Annotated in this window: 22 protein-coding genes; 14 read left to right on the top strand and 8 right to left on the bottom strand. The window is 43.2% G+C overall.

What is annotated here, in order from left to right:
• The first annotated feature begins 181 nt into the window (after positions 1-181).
• Positions 182-1,333 (top strand): MFS transporter, encoded by a 1,152-nt coding sequence (locus D104_RS36235; RefSeq protein WP_024025585.1) that lies wholly within the window; start codon positions 182-184, stop codon positions 1,331-1,333.
• Positions 1,334-1,342: 9 nt separating this feature from the next.
• On the opposite strand, the gene D104_RS36230 is transcribed toward D104_RS36235, so the two are convergent.
• A complete protein-coding gene (locus D104_RS36230; protein WP_024025584.1) occupies positions 1,343-2,224 on the bottom strand; it encodes a LysR family transcriptional regulator in 882 nt (293 codons plus the stop codon).
• A 93-nt stretch (positions 2,225-2,317) separates the two neighbouring features.
• On the opposite strand from D104_RS36230, the gene leuC reads away from it, so the two are divergent.
• The 6 genes from leuC to hpf all read left to right on the top strand — a co-directional run bounded on the left by leuC (position 2,318) and on the right by hpf (position 8,254).
• Positions 2,318-3,745 carry a 3-isopropylmalate dehydratase large subunit gene (gene leuC / locus D104_RS36225; RefSeq protein ID WP_024025583.1) on the top strand — a complete coding sequence of 476 codons (1,428 nt, stop codon included), beginning with the start codon at positions 2,318-2,320 and terminating at the stop codon, positions 3,743-3,745.
• A gap of 16 nt (positions 3,746-3,761) precedes the next feature.
• Positions 3,762-4,412 (top strand): 3-isopropylmalate dehydratase small subunit, encoded by a 651-nt coding sequence (gene leuD / locus D104_RS36220; protein ID WP_024025582.1) that lies wholly within the window; start codon positions 3,762-3,764, stop codon positions 4,410-4,412.
• Positions 4,413-4,441: 29 nt separating this feature from the next.
• Entirely contained in the window at positions 4,442-5,527 is a 1,086-nt protein-coding gene (gene leuB, locus D104_RS36215) for a 3-isopropylmalate dehydrogenase (RefSeq protein WP_024025581.1), read from the top strand.
• Positions 5,528-5,613: 86 nt separating this feature from the next.
• Entirely contained in the window at positions 5,614-6,732 is a 1,119-nt protein-coding gene (asd, locus tag D104_RS36210) for an aspartate-semialdehyde dehydrogenase (protein ID WP_024025580.1), read from the top strand.
• Between the two features lie 112 nt (positions 6,733-6,844).
• Positions 6,845-7,522: a YoaK family protein gene (locus D104_RS36205; RefSeq protein WP_024025579.1), complete on the top strand. Its 678-nt coding sequence runs from the start codon at positions 6,845-6,847 to the stop codon at positions 7,520-7,522.
• Positions 7,523-7,861: 339 nt separating this feature from the next.
• On the top strand, positions 7,862-8,254 hold the full coding sequence (hpf, locus tag D104_RS36200) for a ribosome hibernation-promoting factor, HPF/YfiA family (RefSeq protein ID WP_024025578.1): 393 nt from the start codon (positions 7,862-7,864) through the stop codon (positions 8,252-8,254).
• A gap of 194 nt (positions 8,255-8,448) precedes the next feature.
• On the opposite strand, the gene D104_RS36195 is transcribed toward hpf, so the two are convergent.
• Positions 8,449-11,250, bottom strand: a complete 2,802-nt coding sequence (locus tag D104_RS36195; protein ID WP_024025577.1) for a bifunctional aconitate hydratase 2/2-methylisocitrate dehydratase — start codon at positions 11,248-11,250, stop codon at positions 8,449-8,451.
• A 385-nt stretch (positions 11,251-11,635) separates the two neighbouring features.
• On the bottom strand, positions 11,636-13,387 hold the full coding sequence (locus D104_RS37085; protein ID WP_024025576.1) for an SUMF1/EgtB/PvdO family nonheme iron enzyme: 1,752 nt from the start codon (positions 13,385-13,387) through the stop codon (positions 11,636-11,638).
• 88 nt (positions 13,388-13,475) lie between these two features.
• Here D104_RS37085 and miaE point away from each other — a divergent pair, with 88 nt between their 5' ends.
• Together miaE and D104_RS36180 are read left to right on the top strand one after the other, a co-directional pair.
• On the top strand, positions 13,476-14,087 hold the full coding sequence (miaE, locus tag D104_RS36185) for a tRNA-(ms[2]io[6]A)-hydroxylase (RefSeq protein ID WP_024025575.1): 612 nt from the start codon (positions 13,476-13,478) through the stop codon (positions 14,085-14,087).
• A 96-nt stretch (positions 14,088-14,183) separates the two neighbouring features.
• A complete protein-coding gene (locus tag D104_RS36180) occupies positions 14,184-14,495 on the top strand; it encodes a hypothetical protein (protein WP_024025574.1) in 312 nt (103 codons plus the stop codon).
• 57 nt (positions 14,496-14,552) lie between these two features.
• Here the strand turns inward: D104_RS36180 and D104_RS36175 are convergent, their stop codons facing one another.
• From D104_RS36175 to queC, 4 genes are all read right to left on the bottom strand, one after another.
• Positions 14,553-15,329, bottom strand: coding sequence for a UDP-2,3-diacylglucosamine diphosphatase (locus D104_RS36175; RefSeq protein WP_024025573.1), 777 nt, complete (start codon positions 15,327-15,329; stop codon positions 14,553-14,555).
• On the bottom strand, positions 15,329-15,823 hold the full coding sequence (locus D104_RS36170; protein ID WP_024025572.1) for a peptidylprolyl isomerase: 495 nt from the start codon (positions 15,821-15,823) through the stop codon (positions 15,329-15,331). Before D104_RS36170 ends, D104_RS36175 begins: the two co-directional genes overlap by 1 nt.
• Positions 15,824-15,866: 43 nt before the next feature.
• Positions 15,867-16,517: a 7-carboxy-7-deazaguanine synthase gene (gene queE, locus D104_RS36165; protein ID WP_024025571.1), complete on the bottom strand. Its 651-nt coding sequence runs from the start codon at positions 16,515-16,517 to the stop codon at positions 15,867-15,869.
• A 163-nt stretch (positions 16,518-16,680) separates the two neighbouring features.
• Positions 16,681-17,340 carry a 7-cyano-7-deazaguanine synthase QueC gene (gene queC, locus D104_RS36160; RefSeq protein WP_024025570.1) on the bottom strand — a complete coding sequence of 220 codons (660 nt, stop codon included), beginning with the start codon at positions 17,338-17,340 and terminating at the stop codon, positions 16,681-16,683.
• 209 nt (positions 17,341-17,549) lie between these two features.
• Here queC and D104_RS36155 point away from each other — a divergent pair, with 209 nt between their 5' ends.
• From D104_RS36155 to cysS, 5 genes are all read left to right on the top strand, one after another.
• Positions 17,550-18,506, top strand: a complete 957-nt coding sequence (locus tag D104_RS36155) for a GNAT family N-acetyltransferase (RefSeq protein ID WP_024025569.1) — start codon at positions 17,550-17,552, stop codon at positions 18,504-18,506.
• Positions 18,503-19,240 (top strand): AzlC family ABC transporter permease, encoded by a 738-nt coding sequence (locus tag D104_RS36150; RefSeq protein ID WP_024025568.1) that lies wholly within the window; start codon positions 18,503-18,505, stop codon positions 19,238-19,240. Before D104_RS36155 ends, D104_RS36150 begins: the two co-directional genes overlap by 4 nt.
• Positions 19,237-19,566 (top strand): AzlD domain-containing protein, encoded by a 330-nt coding sequence (locus D104_RS36145; protein ID WP_024025567.1) that lies wholly within the window; start codon positions 19,237-19,239, stop codon positions 19,564-19,566. Before D104_RS36150 ends, D104_RS36145 begins: the two co-directional genes overlap by 4 nt.
• A 112-nt stretch (positions 19,567-19,678) precedes the next feature.
• Entirely contained in the window at positions 19,679-21,352 is a 1,674-nt protein-coding gene (locus D104_RS36140) for a glutamine--tRNA ligase/YqeY domain fusion protein (RefSeq protein ID WP_024025566.1), read from the top strand.
• A 4-nt stretch (positions 21,353-21,356) separates the two neighbouring features.
• Entirely contained in the window at positions 21,357-22,739 is a 1,383-nt protein-coding gene (gene cysS, locus D104_RS36135; protein WP_024025565.1) for a cysteine--tRNA ligase, read from the top strand.
• A gap of 67 nt (positions 22,740-22,806) precedes the next feature.
• Here the strand turns inward: cysS and D104_RS36130 are convergent, their stop codons facing one another.
• Complete coding sequence (locus tag D104_RS36130) at positions 22,807-23,241, bottom strand: universal stress protein (protein ID WP_024025564.1); 435 nt, start codon at positions 23,239-23,241, stop codon at positions 22,807-22,809.
• Positions 23,242-23,266: the final 25 nt, after the last annotated feature.

Here is a 23,266-nt window from a genome sequence, read left to right as displayed (position 1 = left end):
AGTCTGGAAATAATAAGCGCTTCTCTGTTGTCATTTCGGGTAAGATCTATCCACTTGTTCTTGGTTAATGAGTCCATGATGTCAATAAGCTCAGTGCTATGAGGATGGTTTTTTTAGCGCATAGTCCATTGGTTAGATTTTCAAAATATTCAAACATAATCACAATTTTATAGGAGCCATGATGTTTTCTGAAAATGCTCGCCCTGTGGCTTGGCCTTTATTCTTCTTTTACTTTTTTTTCTGTGCGCTTATTGGCGTGATGATGCCTTATATCTCGGTTTATTATAAATCGATTGGCTTAAGCGCTTCTGAAATCGGCCGTTTGATGTCGACGTTTACCTTATCCGGTATTTTAATTCCACATTTTTGGGGTTGGTTAACGGCAAAAATTGGTTTGCCAAAACGGATACTTCAATTCGCGATTTTAGGCTGTTTTATCGCGGTGATTCCCTTTAATTGGAACGATCAATTTGAAACACTATGGTTACTTACTTGCACTATGGCGCTGTTTTACTCTGCTTTAATTCCTATGACGGATTCTTTGGCGGTAAGAAGTATTCGTAATTTAGATGTGCCTTATACGCGTTTAAGAGTGGGTGGTTCTATTGGTTATGTTGTTGCCGTGGCGGGCGGTGGTTTTCTTATTGGTCAATTTGGTATTGCTATTGTGATTCCAACGATGTGTGTTTGTTTGGCGCTTGCGGTGGTCACGTCTTTTTTCTTAAAAGAGCAAGCCTATGAAGTCAGTACACAAAAGGAATCCATCTCCTTTCTTTCATTAGTTAAAACACCAGAATCAATGCTGTTTTTTGTATTGGCCTTTTTGGCGTTTATGTCTCATGCGCCGTTCAATGTTTTTTTTGCGGTGCATTTATCAAATCTAGGTTACAGCGGTGAGCATATTGGTTTATTGATGGCGCTTGGTGTGGTGATTGAAATTGTGTTGTTCCTATTTTTTGGCAATACCATTAAACACTTCCATGTGGTTCATATTATTACGCTGTGTTTTATTTGTGGCATCGTTCGTTGGTTTTTAGTCGGTTGGTTTGCTTCAAACGTGTGGGTGCTAGTTTTTACGCAGTTACTTCATTGTATTACGTTTGCGCTTTTTCATATGGTGTCGATTGAGCAAATTAGACGGCTTTTCCCTGAGCGTTTCGCAGGCCAAGGTCAGGCCATGTACAGTGCCTTTGCTATCGGGTTAGGCGGTGGCATTGGGATGGTAATTACAGGGTATTTATGGGAATGGGCTGGTGGTGAATGGGCGTTTACAGCAGCCTCTTTGACCAGTGCATTGGCATTGCTTATTTTGATTATGAGCCAAAGCCGTTAATTTAAGCGGTTATAAGTTTGCCCTATCATTTTTTAGCAATTCAATAAAAGCGATGGCGGCTCGACTTAGTGTTCTTTGCTTGTGGTGAATAACACCCAGTTTCCTTTCTACATTCAAATCAGCAATGTTTAATACTACTAATTTTTCATCTACCAAGGTGGAAGGAAGTAAAGACCAGCCCCAGCCAATATTCACCAGCATTGCCAATGTTTCTAGGTTGTTAGTATTCATTCGAACTTTCGGTTTTAGGCCTTGTTTTCCGAAGACTTGTTCGGCAATTTGCCGTGTAAATGTATTTTTATTAGGCAGTACACAAGCGTGTTGGGCGAGTTCAAGTAAGCTTAAATTTTTAGATAAGGCCAAAGGGTGATCTTTACTGACGACACAGGTGAGTGGATCCGACCAAATCGGTAAGGATTCTATTAACGGGTTGTCTTTGTTTGATAGCGTGATGATGCCAAGTTCTGCTCGCCCTTTTAAGACATCTTGGTAGGCTTCTTCTGATTGCGTAAATTCAATTTCTAAGTGCGCACTAGGGAAGTCCTCCTGAAAGCGTTTTAGGGATTTTGGCAATCGACGTAATCCAACGTGGTGGCTAGTGGAAAGACGCAACTCACCACTTACGTCTTGCATTTGTAAGGTCATGCTGCGCTTTATGTCTTGTAAGTCCTCGGCCATTTTTCTGGCTTTGGGTAGTAGGCGTGTACCAGCTTCAGTGAGCTGTACTTGGCGGCCAATGCGGTCAAACAGCCTAACCCCTAAGTTACTTTCTAGTGCGGCAACGCGCTTACTGATCGCGGGTTGCGTTAGGAAAAGCTTTGAACCGGCCTCTGAAAATGAACCTGTTTCTGCAACCTTAATAAAAGTAAGTAGTTCCGCGATGTCTATCATTCCAAAAAATTATCCAAAATATGAAAAATATGAATTTGAGTTATTTAAGCCAAAGTTTTACGATAGCGCAATAAGATTTTTAGGAGAGAACTTATGTCAGGCAAAACCCTTTATGACAAGTTGTGGGATAGCCATCTTGTTCAGCAGCGAGATGACGGCAGCGCGTTAATTTATATCGATTTACAGTTGCTTCATGAAGTGACATCACCACAAGCTTTTGAAGGCCTGCGAATCGCGGGAAGAAAGCCTTGGCGCGTATCATCAAGCTTAGCAACGCCAGACCATAATGTACCGACAACCAAGAAAGAACGCATTTCTGGCGTCGATGGCATTGAAGATCCTGTGTCTAAAATTCAAGTCACAACGCTCGATGATAACTGCAATGAATTTGGTATTACTGAATTCAACATGAAAGACATTCGCCAAGGAATCGTGCACGTTGTTGGGCCAGAGCAAGGTGCGACGCTTCCAGGTATGACGGTTGTATGTGGCGATTCTCATACGTCAACACACGGTGCATTTGGCGCATTGGCGCATGGTATTGGTACTTCAGAAGTTGAGCACGTATTAGCGACTCAGTGCCTTGTACAAAAGAAAAGCCGCAATATGTTGGTTCGTGTTGACGGTGAGTTGTCGCCTTGGGTATCCGCAAAAGACGTTGTTTTGGCCATTATCGGTGCGATTGGAACGGCGGGTGGTACTGGCTACGCGATCGAATTTGGTGGAACGGGCATTCAGTCTTTGTCCATGGAAGGTCGTATGACAGTTTGTAATATGGCGATTGAAGCGGGTGCTCGTGTTGGATTGATCGCGGTTGATGACACAACAATCAATTATGTAGAAGGTCGCCCTTATGCGCCAAAAGGTGCACATTGGGATATGGCTGTTGAAGCATGGAAAGAACTCGTTTCCGACCAAGATGCGCAATTTGATGAAGTGGTTGTACTGAAGTCGGAAGACATCAAGCCGCAAGTGACATGGGGAACGTCGCCAGAAATGGTGATTGCCATCGATGAGGCGATTCCACGTTCAGAAGATCAAACCGATCCAGTAAAAAAAGAAGGTTATGCTCGTGCTTGGAAATACATGGGCTTGGAAGGAAAAACCATGTTGGCCGATATCACGCTTGATCGTGTTTTTATTGGTTCTTGCACAAACTCTCGTATTGAAGATTTACGTATAGCAGCGCAAGTCGTAAAAGGCCGCAAAGTAGCATCAACATTGAAGCAAGCGATTGTGGTCCCAGGGTCTGGCTTGGTCAAAGCACAAGCAGAAAAAGAAGGTCTCGATGTGATTTTTGAGGCGGCTGGTTTGGAATGGCGCGAGCCAGGTTGTTCTATGTGTTTGGCAATGAATGCTGACAAGTTAGGAAATGGCGAACATTGTGCGTCTACCTCTAACCGTAACTTTGAAGGTCGCCAAGGCTTTGGTGGGCGTACACATCTAGTAAGCCCTGCGATGGCGGCCGCTGCCGCTATTGCGGGACATTTTGTTGATGTTAACGAATTTGTTAAACACTAAATAAAAGGAGAGTTTTATGCGTCCCTTTACAAAGCACACAGGACTAGCCGCTCCTTTGGATTTGGCAAACGTTGATACGGATATGATTATTCCGAAGCAGTTCTTGAAATCCATTAAGCGCACCGGTTTTGGTAAAAATTTATTTGATGAGCTTCGTTATGAAGACGAAGGTCAACCAGACCAAGAATGTGACGGTCGTCCGATTCGCGAAGAGTTTATATTGAATCAGCCTCGTTACAAAGGCGCGAGCGTTCTATTGGCGCGTCAAAACTTTGGTTGTGGTTCTAGTCGTGAGCACGCCCCTTGGGCATTGGACGATTATGGTTTTCGTTCGGTCATTGCGCCAAGTTTTGCGGACATTTTTTATAACAACTGTTTCAAAAATGGTTTATTACCAATTGTTTTACAAACAGAAGAAGTAGACCAGTTGTTCGCGGAAGTCGCGTTGCGGGAGGGCGCTGAAATTATTGTAGACCTTGAAAATCAAACGGTGACATCACCTTCTGGTACACAGTTTGAATTTATGGTCGATAACTTCCGTAAGCATTGCTTGCTGAATGGTTTGGACGATATTGGCTTAACGCTACAACAAGAATCTTCTATTCGTCGTTACGAAGAAAAACGAATGAATGATGCACCGTGGCTTTTCTTGTCACGTGGTCAGTAAACAAAAGAAATAGGCTTTAAGGATTTGACATGACTAAAAATGTATTGGTATTGCCGGGTGATGGCATTGGCCCTGAAATTGTTGCTCAAGCGGTTCGTGTATTAGATGCTGTGAATGAGCAGTTTTCATTAAACATCGTTCACGAAAGTGCCCTTGTTGGTGGCTCTGCTTATGACGAAACTGGCTCTCCATTGCCAGAAGCGACATTGTCAAAAGCCAAAGCAGCGGACGCTATTCTGCTTGGTGCCGTAGGTGGCCCTAAATGGGATAAGTTGGACATGTCCGTTCGCCCTGAAAAAGGCTTGCTTGGCTTGCGCTCGAATCTTGAGTTGTTTTCCAATTTGCGCCCAGCAATTCTTTACCCACAATTGGCAGATGCGTCCAGTTTGAAGCCAGAAATTGTGGCGGGTCTTGATATATTGATCGTGCGCGAATTGACCGGTGGTATTTATTTCGGTCAACCTCGTGGCATTCGCACATTGGAAAATGGCGAACGTGAAGGCTACAACACTTACGTTTACAACGAATCTGAGATCCGTCGAATTGGTCGTTCAGCGTTTGAAGCGGCACGTCAACGCGGCAAACGTGTTTGCTCTATTGATAAATCCAACGTGCTTGAAGTGACAGTACTTTGGAAAGAAGTGATGGAAGAAGTGGCGAAGGAGTATCCTGACGTCGAATTAACTCACATGCTAGTTGATAATGCTGCTATGCAGCTTGTTCGTGCGCCAAAACAGTTTGATGTAATGGTTACTGGGAATATGTTTGGTGATATCCTTTCTGACGCGGCTGCGATGTTAACAGGTTCTATTGGTATGCTGCCTTCTGCGTCATTAAATGCGGAAGGTCGCGGCATGTATGAACCTTGTCATGGCTCAGCGCCTGATATCGCAGGCAAAGGTATTGCGAATCCATTGGCAACCATTTTATCCGTTGCTATGATGTTACGTTATTCATTGGATGCGAAAGACGCGGCAGATGCGATTGAGGCGGCCGTGAGTCATGTTCTTGATTTAGGTCTAAGAACCGCAGATATCGCATCAAAAGGAAGCGAGACTGTTAGTACGCAAGCCATGGGCGATGCCGTACTTAACGCATTAAAAGCACAGCATTAAAAGCGAAACGTCATAAGGTCGTTTTGTATTCACTTGGGATACTGCTCTTGGTATGAGTGGCCCCACAAAAAAAGGTAATGTTAACCATGTCAAAGAACACTGTAGGTTTAGTCGGATGGCGCGGAATGGTCGGTTCCGTATTGATGCAACGTATGCGAGAAGAGAGCGACTTTGATCATATTGATCCAGTCTTTTTTACGACTTCTCAAACGGGGCAAAAAGGTCCAGAAATTGGTAAAGATATTCCATTACTTCAAGATGCGAACGATATTGAATCCTTAAAGAAGATGGATATTATTATTACCTGCCAAGGCGGGGATTATACCAAGGCTATTTATCCTCAGTTGCGCAAGGCTGGTTGGAAAGGTTATTGGATTGATGCCGCGTCTTCTTTACGTATGGAGAAAGATGCGATTATTGTGCTTGATCCAGTTAACTTGAATGTTATCAAGCAAGGCTTGAGCAATGGCGTTAAAACCTTTGCTGGTGGTAATTGCACAGTTAGCTTGATGTTATTGGCGTTGGGTGGATTGTTCGAGAAGGGCCACATTGAGTGGATGACGTCTATGACGTATCAAGCAGCGTCTGGTGGCGGTGCTCGTCACATGCGCGAATTGATCAATCAAATGGGCATGTTACAAGGTGCTGTTGCTAGTGAGCTTGCAGACCCTGCGAGCGCTATTTTAGACATCGATCGTAAAGTCGCTGAGCAAATGCGCTCCAATACCATGCCCGTTGATCAATTCGGTGTGCCATTGGCGGGTTCTTTGATTCCGTATATTGATTCTCAGCTTGATAACGGTCAAAGCCGAGAAGAGTGGAAAGCGCAAGCGGAAACGAACAAGATCTTAGGAAATACAGATTTGATTGTTCCTGTCGATGGTCTGTGTGTTCGTATTGGTGCGATGCGTTGCCATAGCCAAGCATTCACAATTAAGTTGAATAAAGACATTCCTGTTGACGATATCGAAGGCATGTTAGCGCAGCATAATGACTGGGTGAAAGTGATTCCTAACGACAAACAAGCAACGATGGAGCACCTTACTCCAACGGCGGCGACAGGGACTTTAGATATTCCTGTTGGTCGTATTCGCAAGCTGAACATGGGACCAGAATACATCAGTGCATTCTCGGTAGGTGATCAGCTATTGTGGGGGGCTGCAGAGCCATTGCGCCGTATGTTACGCATCTTGCTAAATGACTAGAGCGCTAAGATAAGGTTTCTAAGAAGCGTCTGTCATTTTTGACAGGCGCTTTTTTTTGCGTTGCGATTGAGCGTTTTTTTAAAAGTATTATATAAATTTGAAAGGGAGAGCCGTGTTGTCACGATTACCTAGGTGGATTGAATGTGGTGCTTTTGTTCTGGCTCTTGTGGCTGGTTGTGTCAATGCTGTCGCATTGTTAGGCTTTCAGCATCAAGCTGTGTCGCATTTATCAGGGACTGCTACACTGATTGGTAGTGCGTTATTAAACCCAAATACAGAGATGCTTTTTCACCTCATTGGAATCTTACTTAGCTTTTTGTTTGGATCCTTTGTTTCTGGGTTCACACTAACCGGCACGTCGTTAAAACTTGGCCGCTTTTATGATGTTTTATTGGTCATTGAAGCCATGTTTTTACTTGTTGCTATGTACTTATTATTGAGTGGTCATACATCTGGGCACTATTTCGCGTCTGCGGCTTGCGGGCTTCAAAATGCATTGGCGACAACATACAGTGGCGCAATCGTAAGAACCACGCATCTAACGGGTATATTTACAGATTTAGGAATTATGTTGGGCGGTTCTTTTCAGGGGAAGAGTTTAGATAAGCGAAAGGTATTTTTGTTTCTTGTAATTATTGTTGGCTTTATCAGTGGAGGAGGGTTGGGAGCTTGGCTGTTTCAGTGGATAGGCTTTTATGCATTGGGCATTCCTTCTTTGCTATGTGTGTGTCTTGCGACGTTATATCGACTGTATAACGTTCACCTAACTCGTGATGAGCAAGCTGTTTGAATTGGCGTCTTTAGACTTGTGTTGTGCTGCCAGCATACTGTGCTTTTTTAGCAGGGTTAAATGTCACTTAAAATGGTAAAAAAAACATGTTTTTGTTGTGCAGTATGGTGAATTGTTTGCTAGATTTAAATAGGTATGGTATTGATAAATAAAGTGTTTAAGTCGTGTTTTACTGTGTTTTTGAATGTATTTTTTTTCATTCATGATCTTGAGCAAGTATTTACATTGTAGGGATTGAAATCATACCCAACAGTCCATAGATTATTAGGAAGGGCAACAGAGGAGGAACAGAATTTAAGTTAATAAAACATCTGACAAAAAAACAGAAGGAAATTCTCTATGTATACATTGAATATTAGCGGTCACCACGTCCAATCTGGTGAAGAAGTTCAAGAACTCGTTAAAGAAAAAATGGATCACTTATCTCGTATCAATAACCAGATAACCAGTATTAAAGTGATTTTAAATACAGAGAAGCATGAGATTCATGAATTAATAGTGGAAGCCAGTGTTCATATCCCTGGTCATGATCTTTTTGCTACAGTTAAGACGGATAAGCAAATTAAACCGGCCCTTGATCTTTTAGTTGGTAAGTTAGAGAAACAACTAATTAAGCACAAAGCAAAACATGCTGGTCGACAGCACCATATTAATGCTCAGGATGTAGAGAGTCCCGTAGAGCGCCAGATGCAAGCAGAATTTGATGAGCTCGTTGAGCGTGAAGTTATTTAGTCAATCAAATCTTCTAGGATAAGCCTCGCATAGCGGGGCTTTTTTGTGTCTAAAACCTTTCCTGTATCAAGGTGTTGAGGAATAAAAGAAGTTGTCACTGAGTCAGAAACCAGGCAATAAAAAAGCCTACAGATAATATTATCTGTAGGCTTTTTATCAAATAGCTTAATCGCTATTCATCGTTATTATTAAGTTTAAACGTTAGATACTGGAATAAACTCAACAGGCGCTGTTGTCATTTCTTCTAGCGGTGGCGCAAAATCCGTTAGATGAATGCCAGCCACAGCCTCTTTATATTCTGTTAATGTTGGGAATCGTCCCAATATTGCAGACAATACAACGAGTGGTGTAGAGCCAAGTAGGGACTCACCTTTTTTCTCTGCCGTATCAGCTACAACACGACCTTGGAATAATCGAGTAGAAGTTGCAAGAACGGTATCGCCTGGTTCCGCTTTTTCTTGGTTACCCATACACAAGTTACAACCAGGGCGTTCTAAGTACATGATGTTTTCATACTTAGTTCGTGCCGAAGCTTTAGGATTAGTATCATCGAATTCAAAGCCAGAGTACTTCTCTAAAAGTGCCCAATCGCCTTCTGCTTTCAATTCATCAACGATATTGTATGTTGGTGGAGCGATGACCAGAGGTGCATTGAACTTGATTTCTTTACCCTGTAATTCCATGTTACGGAACATTTGAGCGATGATTTGCATATCGCCTTTATGAACCATACAAGAACCAACAAATGCTAAGTCAACTGACTTGTTTTCATAGAATGAAACAGGACGAATTACATCATGAGTATAACGCTTAGATACATCGTCATTGTTTACATCAGGATCAGCAATCATTGGCTCAACGATTTCATCAAGATCAACAACGACTTCTGCAAAATATTTAGCATTATTATCTGGTGCCAGGGCAGGCTGTTCGCCGGATTTAATGCCAGCAATACGTTTATCTGCAAGGGTGATTAGACCATGAAGTGTTTTAGCTTCATTTTCCATGCCTTTGTCGATCATGATTTGAATACGCTTTTTCGCTAACTCAAGAGATTGAATAAGGGTGTCATCTTGAGAGATACAGATGGAAGCTTTCGCTTTCATCTCAGCTGTCCAGTCAGTGAAGGTGAAGGCTTGGTCGGCTAGCAATGTACCGATATGTACTTCGATCACACGACCTTGGAATACATTCTCACCACCAAACTGTTTTAGCATTTGAGCTTGTGTCGCATGTACCACATCACGGAAATCCATGTATTTCTTCATGTGGCCTTTAAACGTTACTTTTACTGACTCTGGGATTGGCATTGCAGACTCACCTGTTGCCAGTGCAATAGCTACAGTGCCTGAGTCAGCCCCAAAAGCAACGCCTTTAGACATACGTGTATGAGAGTCACCACCGATAATGATAGCGCGGTCGTCAACGGTAATATCATTCAATACTTTATGAATAACATCCGTCATTGACGGATAAACACCTTTAGGGTCACGTGCAGTGATTAGACCGAACTTGTTCATAAAGCTCATTAACTTAGGTGTGTTTGCTTTTGCTTTACTGTCCCATACAGAGGCAGTGTGACAACCAGATTGAAATGCGCCATCGACAATGGGTGAAATGGTAGAAGCTGCCATGGCTTCTAATTCCTGACATGTCATAGGCCCCGTTGTGTCTTGCGAGCCAACAATATTCACTTTCACACGAACGTTTGATCCTGCGTGCAATGGTGAGTCAGATAAAACACCAACGGCATTTCGGTTAAATATTTTCTCAACAGCTGTTAAGCCTTGGCCTTTATGCGAAATCTCTTTTGCAGCCGCATATACGCTTAGTGGTTCAACGCCTAAAGCTTCTGCTGCAAATGTTTGTAGTTTCTTACCGAACGTTACGGCATATGAACCACCAGCTTTCATGAATTCCACTTTTTGTGGTGTAAAGGCTGATGATATATCCGCAAGCATCTTATTGCCGTTATATAACTTCTTAGCTTTCGTATCGATAGTTAACACAGTGCCAGTGGCTACTGAATATGCTTCTTCTAATACAGCATCGCCGTTTTTATCAAAAACAGTATTACCGTTTGCGTCTAGTTTCTTAACCCAGTTTTTAAGATCAAGACCAATACCGCCTGTTACGTCAACCGTTGTTAGGAAGATTGGGGCGATACCATTGGTGCCAGCAACAATGGGTGCGATGTTGATAAATGGAACATATGGACTTGCTTTCTTGCCCGCCCAAAGTGCGACGTTATTCACGCCAGACATGCGAGATGAACCTACTCCCATTGTGCCTTTTTCAGCAATGAGCATTACTTGCATGTCAGGGTGCTGAGCTTGCAAAGCTTTTATTTCTGCTTGAGCTTCTGGTGTGCTCATGCATTGTCCGTGTAATTCACGATCGGCACGAGAGTGAGATTGATGCCCTGGCGACAATAAATCAGTTGAGATATCACCTTCACCAGCAATATAAGTAACTACATCAATTTTTTCAGCGATATCTGGTAATTTAGTAAAGAACTCAGCGCGTGCGTAACTTTGAAGAATGTCTTTAGCTATTGAATTACCAGTCTTATAGGCTGTTTCAAGGCGTTCCATATCTGCTTCATATAGATAGACTTGAGTTTTTAAAACGTCAGCCGCTGGAGCAGCAATCGAAGCATCATTAGATAATGCAAGGTCGATCAATACTTCAACAGAAGGGCCGCCTTTCATATGAGACAGTAATTCTAGGGCAAACTTGGGTGTGATTTCTTTTACGCTGGATTCACCTAGAATAATCTCTTTTAAGAATTTTGCCTTTACAACGGCAGCGCTTGTTGTGCCCGGTATGGTGTTGTAGATGAAGAAGTTAAGAGAATCTTCTCGGTGTTGGTGAGTTGTGTCTTTAACTTGAGCAATGATTTCTGCTAGTAATTCACCGCCATCAATTGGCTTAGGATGCAATCCTTGACCTTTGCGAATTTCGATTTCTTGTAAGTACTCTGAATACAGGCTCATTTACACCTCTGAATAATAATTTATGATAATAATATTATGTACTAAAAAGGGAAATTGCGATCAGGTCCACTATATCTGCCCTAGACACATAGTATGTCGAGACCTCACCATTTCATTCCTTGATTAGTGTTTTTTTGCACGGATAATTTGTTTCAAATAAAGTAGAAGTACCTTTCGACGTTCGACATGTTCTCGGTATACTTTTCAACATAATAGCTCTCCCTTAATTTTCCGCATTAACCTTTAAGTTAGTGCAGTAAGTTGGCTTTAGAAGTTCAAGCCAGATGAGATTTTATGATTGATGATGGATTGTATTTTATAGAAAAAAAGCCCTAAAAACTTACAATCCACCATAACAATTTCGAATAGGTGACATTTAGCGGAATTATTCTGATTTAGGATTGTCATTTGATTGATGAATAATCCTCACGACCCTAAACCCCCAGTTACTGGCTTTTAGGGTTGGTTGAGCGCGATATCTTGTGGCACTTCGGCCGACTCTAGGGATGTCAAACCAAGACCCACCCCGTAGTACACGATTTTCACATTGATTGGCTAACCACACTTCATTTCGGGTTGGTGCGCCTTCATAGGTATCGTGATAACAATCTTCCACCCATTCCGCTACATTGCCATGCATATCAAACAAGCCTAGCGGATTACTGGCTTGACTGCCAATTGGTGCAGTAGAAACACCATCCCACTGGCTTCCGCAGCTATCGCAAACACTGTAGCCCGACTTAACGTCATTGCCGTACCAGAAGGAGGTGGTCGAATCCGCACGGGCGGAATACTCCCACTCAATTTCTGTAGGAAGTCGATACTCGGCATTGGTTTGGCCGGACAGCCATGTCGTATAAGCCTTTGCGTCATACCAGCTGACATTAATAACGGGGCGTTGTCCTCGTCCCCAGCCATTATCGGGAGGCAGGTCTCGACCTGTTGCTGTGGCGAATGTGTCGTATTGGTCGAAAGTGACTTCGTATTTACTAATGTAGAAGCCGTTGGGGATGTCCACTTCGTGGGCGGGTTTTTCATTATCATCGCCCATTCTATTTTGATCGCCCATAATGAAAACAGCCGGAGGGATTTTTTCAATTTTTGGTGCGGTTCCACCCGTTATTAAGGGTTCTTCCAAAATTTGTGGTAAAGCTTCAAACGGTGTTTTTATTTTAATTTTAGCGACAGGTTTTGGGGTATTTACTGTCTTTTCTGACGCCGTATCGGGCCATAAAATAATGGCCGCAAACAGGCTTAATACCACCGCCGCGCCTATCGCCATTGTTTTGGGTTTGGTGTTTCTAATATATCGCTTCACGGCGCGCTTGGTTGAAGAGCTGTTGTTTGCCTCAGGCTTATAAAGGTTGGCGCGAATGATTCGAATCACCTCTACCAAAGACTTTGGTCTATGGCGTTCGTTTTCGCCACACCATTTAAGCAAACGGTTCCATGTAGCGTCACTTAAATTAGGATGGGAATCTGGTAGGCTGGTAGTGAAATCTTTATCAAGTATAGACTCACCCAGCAATGCAGCCATCAGTAACTTCATAAAGGCAAAACTGTCTGACGCAGGTGTTCTTTTTTGGCTCTTTTTGAGGTATTCCGGTGGAAAAAATCGAGAATCCATCACGCTGTCGTCAATTTGATTCATCCAATTGTGCGCCCCAAACCCAGTCATAAGACCAAGTCCATTCACGACATGAATGGAGTTCAAATCGAGATGGCCATGAAATAAGCCATTTTTGTGAACTTGATCTAGTGCTTTGGCAATATTATCGAATAAACCAATAACCACATTTAATGGCGCACCATCGGGGTATTTTCCTAAAAAGCTATAAAGGTTTTCCCCCCCGCAAACCGCAGAGCACGAAAACACCCATAGATTCGAATAGAAGGGCGGGTAGTTTGGCGTGATGGCCGTGTGTTTTACGCCCGTATATTTTCTGGCGTTTTGTAAAAAATCCTCAACTTTGCCTTTGTTCGATTGAAAAAAACGAAGTACAAAAGGTCGGCCACCTTGATCGGCTACCCAAGTGGTTTTTTGTTTGTCCATTGGGTAGTTTAAAATGTACGGATCGAGTTCGATTCCTACATTTTGGCCAATCTTTAATTTTTGTGGGTCATAAAAATCATTCATTACGAATTTGATATCCAAATCAAGACGTTGCTGTCTAAGTGCTTAATACAGAGTATAATCACGTTTTTTAACACAAAAAGGTAGAGTAATGTTATCAGCGTATCCTGAGCTTGTTGAATTTCTTCCGTGTGAATCCCCAAAAGCATGGGTAGATTGGGCTCTTGAGAATCAAACTTTGCTTTTAAATGACCATGCTCATTGCGAAAAGAAGGCCGCAAGCACCGCAATGAACTTAATGTATCGCTATGTTGATCGTGATAATTTGCTGCATAAAATGTCGCGTTTGGCGCGTGAAGAGCTTTTGCATTTTGAGCAAGTACACAAACTCATGCGTAAACGAAATGTCACTTATGATCATTTGTCTGCGTCTCGTTATGCGGATGGTTTACGCAAGCATATTCGTACGCACGAACCAGCTCGTTTAGTGGATATTATGATTATTGGTGCATTTGTTGAGGCTCGATCTTGTGAGCGCTTCGCGGCACTTGCTCCGCATTTGGATGACGAGCTGTCGAAGTTCTACATCTCACTGCTAAAATCAGAAGCAAGACATTTTGAAGATTACCTTGAATTGGCAAAAGAATATTCAAGCGAACCTATTGATGGCAGAATAGCCTTTTTCCGTGACTTAGAAGAAAAGCTTATTACTGAACCCGATGTTGAATTTCGTATGCACAGTGGTCCTCCTGGGCAATCATAATTTACAAAATGCCACAAACCAATTGGGTATATTGCTTCAGCCTTTAAATCATACTGCTACACTCATTCTATAAACTTGCAATCCTCGGGAGTGTTTATGGGTGTATATAAGAGCGAAACCCTTCCAGATGTGACTTATTGGCTTGCACTTGAAATTGCAAAAGTGGATCCGATTGTTGATCTAGATGTAATGTACAAAGGGTCTTTGGAATTGGATTTTTTGTATCAGCTTTTAACCAGTAAAGCTCAGCAGCATTGGTGGCGAGTATATGGTGTTCGATTAAGTCCGGTTATTATTAATAATGCATTCTTTCGAGCTGTGGCCATGCTTCATAACCGTAACATTGAATTTACTCGCTCACGGGTTAGTAGTGAAACGATGTGGGTTAAAGAGCTGTTGAATCGATAAAAAAACACCAGCGCAAGGCTGGTGCTTTTTTGTAAGAGAGGTTTTCAACTTGTCTGTTTAAATTAAGACTTCTCGATGTACTCCTCTTAGGGATAGTAGGCCATTTTCAATAAAATCCTCTACAGAGGCATTGGATTGAGTGTAAATACCGCCTTCAATTTGAGCCAGCCAAATGGATTTGTCCCAATCCCCAAGTACACAACGCATAGTTTGATCTACTTTATGAACGTCTGGTCTGTGTGTGTGGCCGTGAATGACGGTTTTGCACGCTAAGCGGTTGAGTGATTCGATGACGGCGGATTCAGTAACATCCATAATGCTTATCGATTTTTCAGCCGCCATTGATTTACTGTCGTTGCGCAATTGGGCAGCAAGCGCCAGACGTTGTTCTAAAGGCAAAGATAAAATCTGGGTTTGCCACTCGGTCGAACGTACCGTTTTTCTGAATGCTTGATACTCAGTATCTTCTAGGCAGTATTCGTCGCCGTGCGTTAAAAGGACAGGCGTTGACTCCAACAGCAAAACAGTTTGCTCATCAATCAAAGTAGCGCCAACTCGTTTTAACCAACTGTTACCAATCAAAAAATCTCTGTTGCCGTGTAAAAAATACAAAGCAATACCAGATTGGGATACTTTGCTTAAGGCGTTTTCTATTTGAGAGTTCCAATCTGCGTGAAAATCGTCACCGATCCACGCTTCATAAAAATCCCCAAGCAGGTACAGCTCAGATTTTTCGTTTCGCTGGATTAACTCGTCTGTCATTCGTACAAACGCCCGGATAAGATCCGGGCGTTTGTCGCTGAGGTGCAGATCTGAAATGAAATATCGGATCATTATTTTACAAGTTCAGCACTTTCGATAATAACGTCTTCCGCTGGAACATCTTGATGTCCAGACTTCATCGTTGTTTTCACTTCTTTGATTTTATTTACGACGTCCATACCCGCTGTTACTTTAGCAAAAACCGCGTAACCCCAACCGTCTGGCGTTTTGCTGCGGTGGTTTAGGAAACTGTTGTCAGCAACGTTAATGAAAAACTGTGCAGAAGCCGAGTGGGGGTCCATTGTGCGAGCCATCGCCAGTGTGCCAATTTCGTTTTTCAAGCCGTTGTCTGCTTCGTTTTCAATCGCAGTACGTGATTCTTTCTGTGTCATGCCTGGCTCAAAACCACCGCCTTGAACCATGAAACCGTTGATCACACGGTGGAAGATAACGCCATCGTAGAAACCTGCAGTTACATATTCTTCAAAGTTTTTCGCAGATTTTGGCGCTTTTTCGTAATCTAGCTCGACGTGAATGTCACCGTGGTTTGTATGTAGAATGATCATTGAAAGTTCCTTGTTTAATTAATGGTTAAAAATATAAATCTATTTAATCAATGTTGAGCATTTTATGTGTTTGTAAGCTAAGACGCCACCGTGGATGCGATAAACAATAGTGCAATGTGGCTTCTTGAGTATTGATTAGAGGGATTTGATCCGAAGATAAATGCCCTTGGTCCATTGGTTGCAAATAAAAATTCGCGAAGTCGAGTGTTTCGAATGACGCTGGATCGAGGTGTTCTTGTGGGTAAACCAGCTTGAGTTCATCGCCTTTTGTGATAATCAGCGCCTTTGATGTCTTTGGGCTGACACAAATCCAATCGATGCCTTCTGGTAAAGCAAGCGTGCCATTGGTTTCGATGGCGATGGTGTAGCCGTGTTCTTTCATTTCTTTTATGAGGTTGTCATCAAGCTGTAGCGCCGGTTCACCGCCAGTAAACACAACATACTTATGACCTTGTCCAAAGGGCCAAAGCGCATCGATGTGTGAGCGTAGTTGCGAGGCGGTTTTAAACTTACCGCCGTTTTGGCCATCCGTACCGATAAAATCCGTATCGCAAAATTGACAATCGGACAGAGCTCGTGTTTTTTCTAAACCAGACCACAGATTGCAGCCCGTAAAACGACAAAATAGAGCAGGGCGGCCCGCATGAGCACCTTCGCCTTGTAATGAATAAAAGGCTTCTTTAATTGAATACATTTTGTTACACCAATTACATACTGACAAGCAGCGTCTCGAAAAACAGTCGAGGTAAGGGTTATAACTTTAGTTGATAATTTAATCGCCAAACTGGGAATTTGTGGAACAAAAGCCAATTGGCACTAAAACAAACACACTAAAATCAGAAAAAGTTATGGGTAGATTACGCTTCGTAAACCAATGGGTCCATCTTGCCTTGTTCGCTGAAGGCTTCAAGGCGTTCTACGCATGCGCCGCATTTGCCGCAGGACTTTTCTCTGCCGTTATAACAAGTCCAAGTGTTGGCATAGTTAAGATTCATGGCCAATCCCGCTTTCAAAATATCGCCTTTAGATGAATGTAAAAATGGTGTGACGATTTCAACCGATTGGTAATTGGCGATTTTAGACACGGCGTTCATGGCTTCGACGAACTCGGGACGGCAATCTGGGTAAATGTGATGATCCCCTGAATGCGCGCCGTAATATACCTTGCCAGCTTCTAACGAAACTGCGTAAGCAATTGCCATAGAAAGCAGCACCATATTACGATTTGGAACGACAGTGGATTTCATATTGTCGTCTTCGTAATGGCCTTCTGGAATCTCGGCATCACCAGTGAGTGACGAGTTGGCCATTAAACTATTGATCGCCGTAATATCAACGATCTTGTGGGAGATACCAAGGTCTTTGCAGACTTGAGCGGCGACGTTCAATTCTTTGTTGTGCTTTTGCCCGTAATCAAAAGATAAGGCGTATACGTCTAATCCACTTTGGATTGCTGTATTCAAAACGGTGAATGAATCCATCCCACCCGAATACACCACGACGGCTTTTTCTGACATGTTGTTGTCCTTGTAATTGGCCCTTGATACAAAAATAAAAGGCATGGTGTTAATGAAAACGCGCAGTATAGCAGATCGCTTAGTTGGGTGAACTAGAAAGCAACTAGGAAAAGGGATTGCAAAGGCTGGTCGGTTGCATTATTTTGGTATCCGTAACCAGTTACCTATATGGTTTATTTGTATTTTAATCAATGGCGATGGGGGAGTAAATGGAGCAGTTTGGCGTGTTAACACTAGGAAGCCGGTTGAAGCGCCTCAGTGATTATTTATTTGCTCAGGTGCAGGAAGTTTATGAGGTATGCGCCATTCCTATTTCTGCTACGTATTTCCCAATTTTGAGGTTGCTTCAATCTGTGGGTGAATCATCTGTGGTTGACATTGCTGAACAGTTGCACCTGAGCCACCCCGCCGTCAGTAAGCAAACAACGAAAATGATCAAAGCAGGCTTGTTGGAAAAAACGGTTGATGATCGTGATCAGCGACGCTCTTTTCTTCGGATGACGGCGCATGGAGAAAGCGCCATGCTACGAGTGGATCCTATTTTGGTTGAATTGAAAATCCTCATTGAACAAGCCACGTCCTGCTCAAGCCATAATTTTATGGACAGTTTGTCTCAGCTGGAATCTCAGGTAATGGATGGTCGACTGGCTGATAAAGTGCTAGATCGTCTTCATCAGGTGATAATTGAGCCATTTAAATCTACTCATAATGAGGCTTTTCACGATCTGAATATGGCTTGGCTAGAAACATATTTCCCAACCCAAATTACGGATTACGATCGCCTGGTATTACGTGATCCGCACGCGAATATATTAAACAAAGGCGGCTATGTATGGGTTGCCTTACGTCGGGGAAACTCACTAGATCGAGTGCTTGGAACTATTGTGTTAGTGGTTCATGAAGATGGCTGTGTGGCTGATGTTCAAAAGCTGGCGGTTGCTGAACATTGTAGAGGAAAAGGCATCGCGGATGCTTTGTTGTCCCACGTTGTGGATTTTGCGATATCTAAAGGTGTCACGACGTTGACACTAGAAACAGCGTCTAACTTGAATGCAGCAAAAAATCTTTATAAAAAGCATGGCTTCGTCGAAAAAACGCCGCTTAAACCCTCTGTCTATGAGCGAACGGATATATACATGGAAAAACAATTAAAGGGCATTTTATGAATACATTGCAGTATATGCGGCAGGGTGCGGTCGCCTCAATTCCTATGATTGTTGGTGGTATTCCATTTGGGCTCTTGTTTGGCTCTCTGGCGTCCAGTTACGGGTTGAGTCCATGGTTTGCGGTCGCGATGTCCGCTTTTGTATTTGCTGGCTCAGCGCAATTCGTGGCGCTCGGCTTGATTGCTTTGCATTCACCGATTTGGGTCATTGTATCGACGACTTTTATTGTCAACCTTCGTCACCTTTTGTATGCCGCAGATTTGGTGAAATTTGTGAAACACCTACCAATGCCGATGCGGGCGATTATGGGTTTTGGTTTGATTGATGAAACGTATGCAGCAGTTCGCCCTTTGTATGGGACTGGTGCTGCCGACGAAGAGGGTGGTCACAAAGTTTATTTAGGGTCTTTTATCTCATTTTATGTGATGTGGAACGTAACTACGATTCTGGGTGTTTTGTCAGGTGAACTTATTCCCGGGATGAGCGAATGGGGGTTGGAATTTGCCATGGTAGCGACTTTTATCGGGATAATTACGCCGTATTTAAAGCGCCGGCCATTTTGGTTCTGCATGCTCAGTGCGGGCGTTGCATCGGTGGTTTTATCTGGCTTGCCAAATAATCTCGGTTTACTTGTTTCTGCCGTGATTGGCGTGGCGGTAGGGTATTTTTCGGACAGTGCGGTCGATGATGAAAAATCAATAAGGAATGGTGAAGCTCAAGGAGTGGGGAAATGAGTTTGTTGGATTCAGTGCTCGTAATACTCGGAATGTTTTTGGTGACGTTTGGGGTTCGATTTGTTTTGTTTGCTCGGGCGCATAAAGTAGTGATGCCTGTTTTCTTGGATAGAGCATTGAAGTTTGTGCCTGTCGCTGTGTTAACCGCCATTATTACCCCCATGATTTTGATGCCGGATCAGTATATGGCGATCACGTTGTTAAATCCTTGGTTGTTGGGTGGTCTGGCGGCTTTTGCCGTTGGTATTTGGCGACAACAGCAGTTGCTTACGATTTTGGTCGGGGTGGTTGTTTTCTTCGTGGCAAAATACGCAATTTCGCTTTAAAAAAGCTGAAAAGATTTTCTGCTCAATATCCCATAGAAACCTAAATGCTATATACTTGCCGGTCAAAGTAACAATATTGTTAGATCAACACTTATCGGGACTTACATCAACCATGTCAGAAACGTCAAAACCAGGTAATTTCATTACCCAAATCATTGATAAAGATAACGAATCAGGTAAGCACGGCGGTAAGGTCCTTACTCGCTTTCCACCTGAACCAAATGGCTACTTACACATTGGTCATGCTAAATCCATTTGTCTTAATTTCGGCTTAGCGCAGCGTTACAACGGTCAATGTAATCTACGTTTTGATGACACGAATCCTGAGAAGGAAAGCGTTGAATACATTGAGTCGATTAAACGTGATGTAGAGTGGCTTGGCTTTGAATGGAAAGACGAACCTAAGTTTGCTTCTGATTACTTTGATCAATTATTTGATTTTGCGGTGCAACTTATTCAAGCAGGTAAAGCGTACGCTTGTGAACTAAACGCCGAGCAAATGCGTGAGTATCGCGGTACGTTGAAAGAGCCAGGTAAAAACAGCCCATTCCGTGCCCGCAGTGTTGAAGAAAACATGGCTGTTTTCATGGATATGAAGAACGGCAAATACAAAGATGGCGAAGTGGTTCTGCGCGCTAAAATTGATATGGCGAGTCCAAATATCAATATGCGCGATCCGATCATCTATCGTGTTCGTCATGTGCATCATCACCAAACGGGTGATAAATGGTGCGTATACCCAATGTATGATTTTACACATTGTTTATCGGATGCCATTGAAGAAGTAACGCATTCTGTTTGTACGCTTGAATTCCAAGATCATCGTCCATTGTACGACTGGGTGTTGGATACGTTGAAGACGGTGCATCCACAACAAATCGAATTTGCACGTTTGAACTTGAATTATACGGTGACCAGTAAACGTAAATTAAAGCAGCTGGTGGACGAAAAACACGTTCACGGTTGGGATGACCCGCGCATGCCGACCATTTCTGGTTTGCGTCGTCGAGGTTATACGGCTTTGTCTATCCGTAACTTCTGTGAGCGTATTGGCGTGACTAAATCTGATAGTACAGTTGATGTCGGTATGTTAGAGCACGCCATTCGTGAAGATTTGGATGCCAGCGCAAATCGCGCCATGGTTGTACTGAATCCGATCAAGGTGACCTTGACCAATTACCCAGAAGACAAAGAAGAAATTTTCACTGTCAGTAATCACCCGAAAAATGAAGACGCGGGTACTCGCGAAGTGCCATTCAGTAAAGAGCTGTACATTGACGCAGCGGATTTTGCTGAAGTGCCTCCTCGCAAGTGGAAGCGTTTAACTCTTGAGGGCGCGGTTCGTCTTCGTGGTGGTTACGTGATTACATGTGATGAAGCGATTAAAAACGACGCGGGTGATGTGGTCGAGTTACTTTGTCGATACGACGAAAATACATTGGGCGTGAACCCTGAAGGCTATAAACCAAAGGGCGTGATTCATTGGGTAAGTGCAAAACACGCTGTAAACGCGACCGTGAATCTTTATGATCGTTTGTTTGTGAATGAATCCCCAGATGCAAATCATGAAGACAAGACGTTCCTGGATTTCATTAATTCTGATTCACTGACCGTCGTGTCGATCGCTAAAGCAGAGCCATCTTTGTTGTCGTCTGAAAAAGGTCAAGGGTTTCAGTTTGAGCGAGAAGGTTACTTCTGCCGAGACCTAAAAGAAGAAGATGTTGTCTTTAACCGCACGGTCACTTTGCGTGATTCTTGGGCGAAAATTGAAGCGAAAGGAAATTAAGCGCATGTTGAAGATTTACAACACCCTAAGTGGGAAGAAAGAAATTTTCAAGCCAATCGAAGAAGGCAAGGTTGGTATGTATGTTTGTGGCAACACAGTTTACGATTTTTGCCACATTGGTCATGCTCGTGCGATGATTTCTTTCGATATTATTTCACGCTTCATTCGTCATCTAGGTTACGAATTGAATTATGTGCGAAATATTACCGACGTTGACGATAAGATCATCAAACGTGCGGAAGAGAATAATGAATCCACTCAGTCGTTGACTGAGCGAATGATTGCTGCACAGCGTAAAGATGAATTGCGTTTAGGCAATAAAATGCCTGACCGTGAGCCAAAAGCGACAGAGTTCATGCAAGAGATCATTGATATGATTCAAATCCTGATCGATAAGGGTTTTGCGTATCAAGGGGTGTCTGGTGATGTTTATTATCGAACCACCAAATTTGAAGGTTATGGAAAGTTAAATAACCGCAAGCTAGATGATATGTTGGCTGGTGCTCGTATTGATGTTGAGGTTGCTAAAGAGCATCCTGCGGATTTCGTATTGTGGAAACAAACGAAAGTAGGAGAGGTGTCTTGGTCTTCTCCTTGGGGTGAGGGGCGCCCTGGCTGGCATATTGAATGTTCAGCCATGTCGACAAACTGCCTTGGTAGTCATTTTGATATTCATGGCGGCGGTCCTGACCTTAAGTTTCCGCATCATGAGAACGAAATTGCACAATCTGAAGCCGCAACGGGCAAGGATTATGTGAATTACTGGATGCATTGTGGCGCGGTTCGTGTCAATAACGAAAAAATGTCTAAGTCATTGGGTAATTTCTTCACGGTGCGCGATGTGTTGGCTAAATTTAACCCTGAGGTTGTGCGCTACCTTATGGTATCAAGTCAATATCGCAGTGCGATTGATTACTCTGATCAAAGTTTGACAGAAGCCAAAGTCGCTCTAGAGCGTCTTTACACCGCTTTGCGTCAACAGCCAGTTGCAGCGTCGTTTTCGCCTACTGCTTTCACTGAGCGCTTTGAAGAGGCCATGAAAGATGACTTCAACACAGCGGTTGCTGTTTCTGTTTTGTTTGAGTTGGTTCGTGAGCTTAACAAGGCAAAAGTTGACGACGCAGATAAGGCATTGTTGTTGGCTGCGGAATTGCGTTCGTTGGCTGAGTTGCTTGGTCTGTTGTATCAAGATCCTGAATATTTCCTGCAAAACAGCACGATTTCTGAAGGGCTTGATGACACCGCAATACAAGCATTGATAGATGAAAGAACACAAGTTCGAAAAGATAAGAATTTTGCGCGTAGTGATGAAATTCGAGATGAATTAGCGCGTCAGGGCATTGAGCTTCTTGATAGTCGAGAAGGGACCAGCTGGACGCGAAGCTAGACTGATTCGAAATGTAAAAAAAGGCGATGTATTTACATCGCCTTTTTGATTGTCATTGCTTGAATCGCTAATCTTTGGCCACTTTTACGGCTAGCACATCGCAAGGTGCTCCGTGAAGCACGCCATTTGCGGTGGAGCCAAGTAGTAAGGCAAGGCCATGGCGACCGTGGCTCCCTACGACGATCAAATCGACTTTCTTTTCTTCTGCAATGCGGTGTATTTCACTTTCTATGCCGCCTTGTGTGATGCAGCTTTCCTGTAAGGGGATATCCAGTTGCGCTTCTAGAATGGCGATGCGTTCTTTGGCTGTTTCTTGTAGTTGCGCCTGAATGTCTGTGATGTCGATAGGTACATCGCCGCCATAGGCATAATTGAGTGATTCAATAACATGAACGATAGTAAGTTCTGCGCCCGTTGATTGGCAAAGGGCAACGGCTTTGTTAGCCACTTTGATGCTTTCATCCGTTAGGTCAACGGCAAGTAGAATTCTGTTATACAGCATAGAATACCTCCAAATTAGCTCGGTT

Source organism: Marinomonas profundimaris (assembly GCF_000508165.1).
Taxonomy (GTDB): Bacteria; Pseudomonadota; Gammaproteobacteria; order Pseudomonadales; family Marinomonadaceae; genus Marinomonas; species Marinomonas profundimaris.
This window is presented reverse-complemented; position numbering and strand designations above follow the sequence as displayed.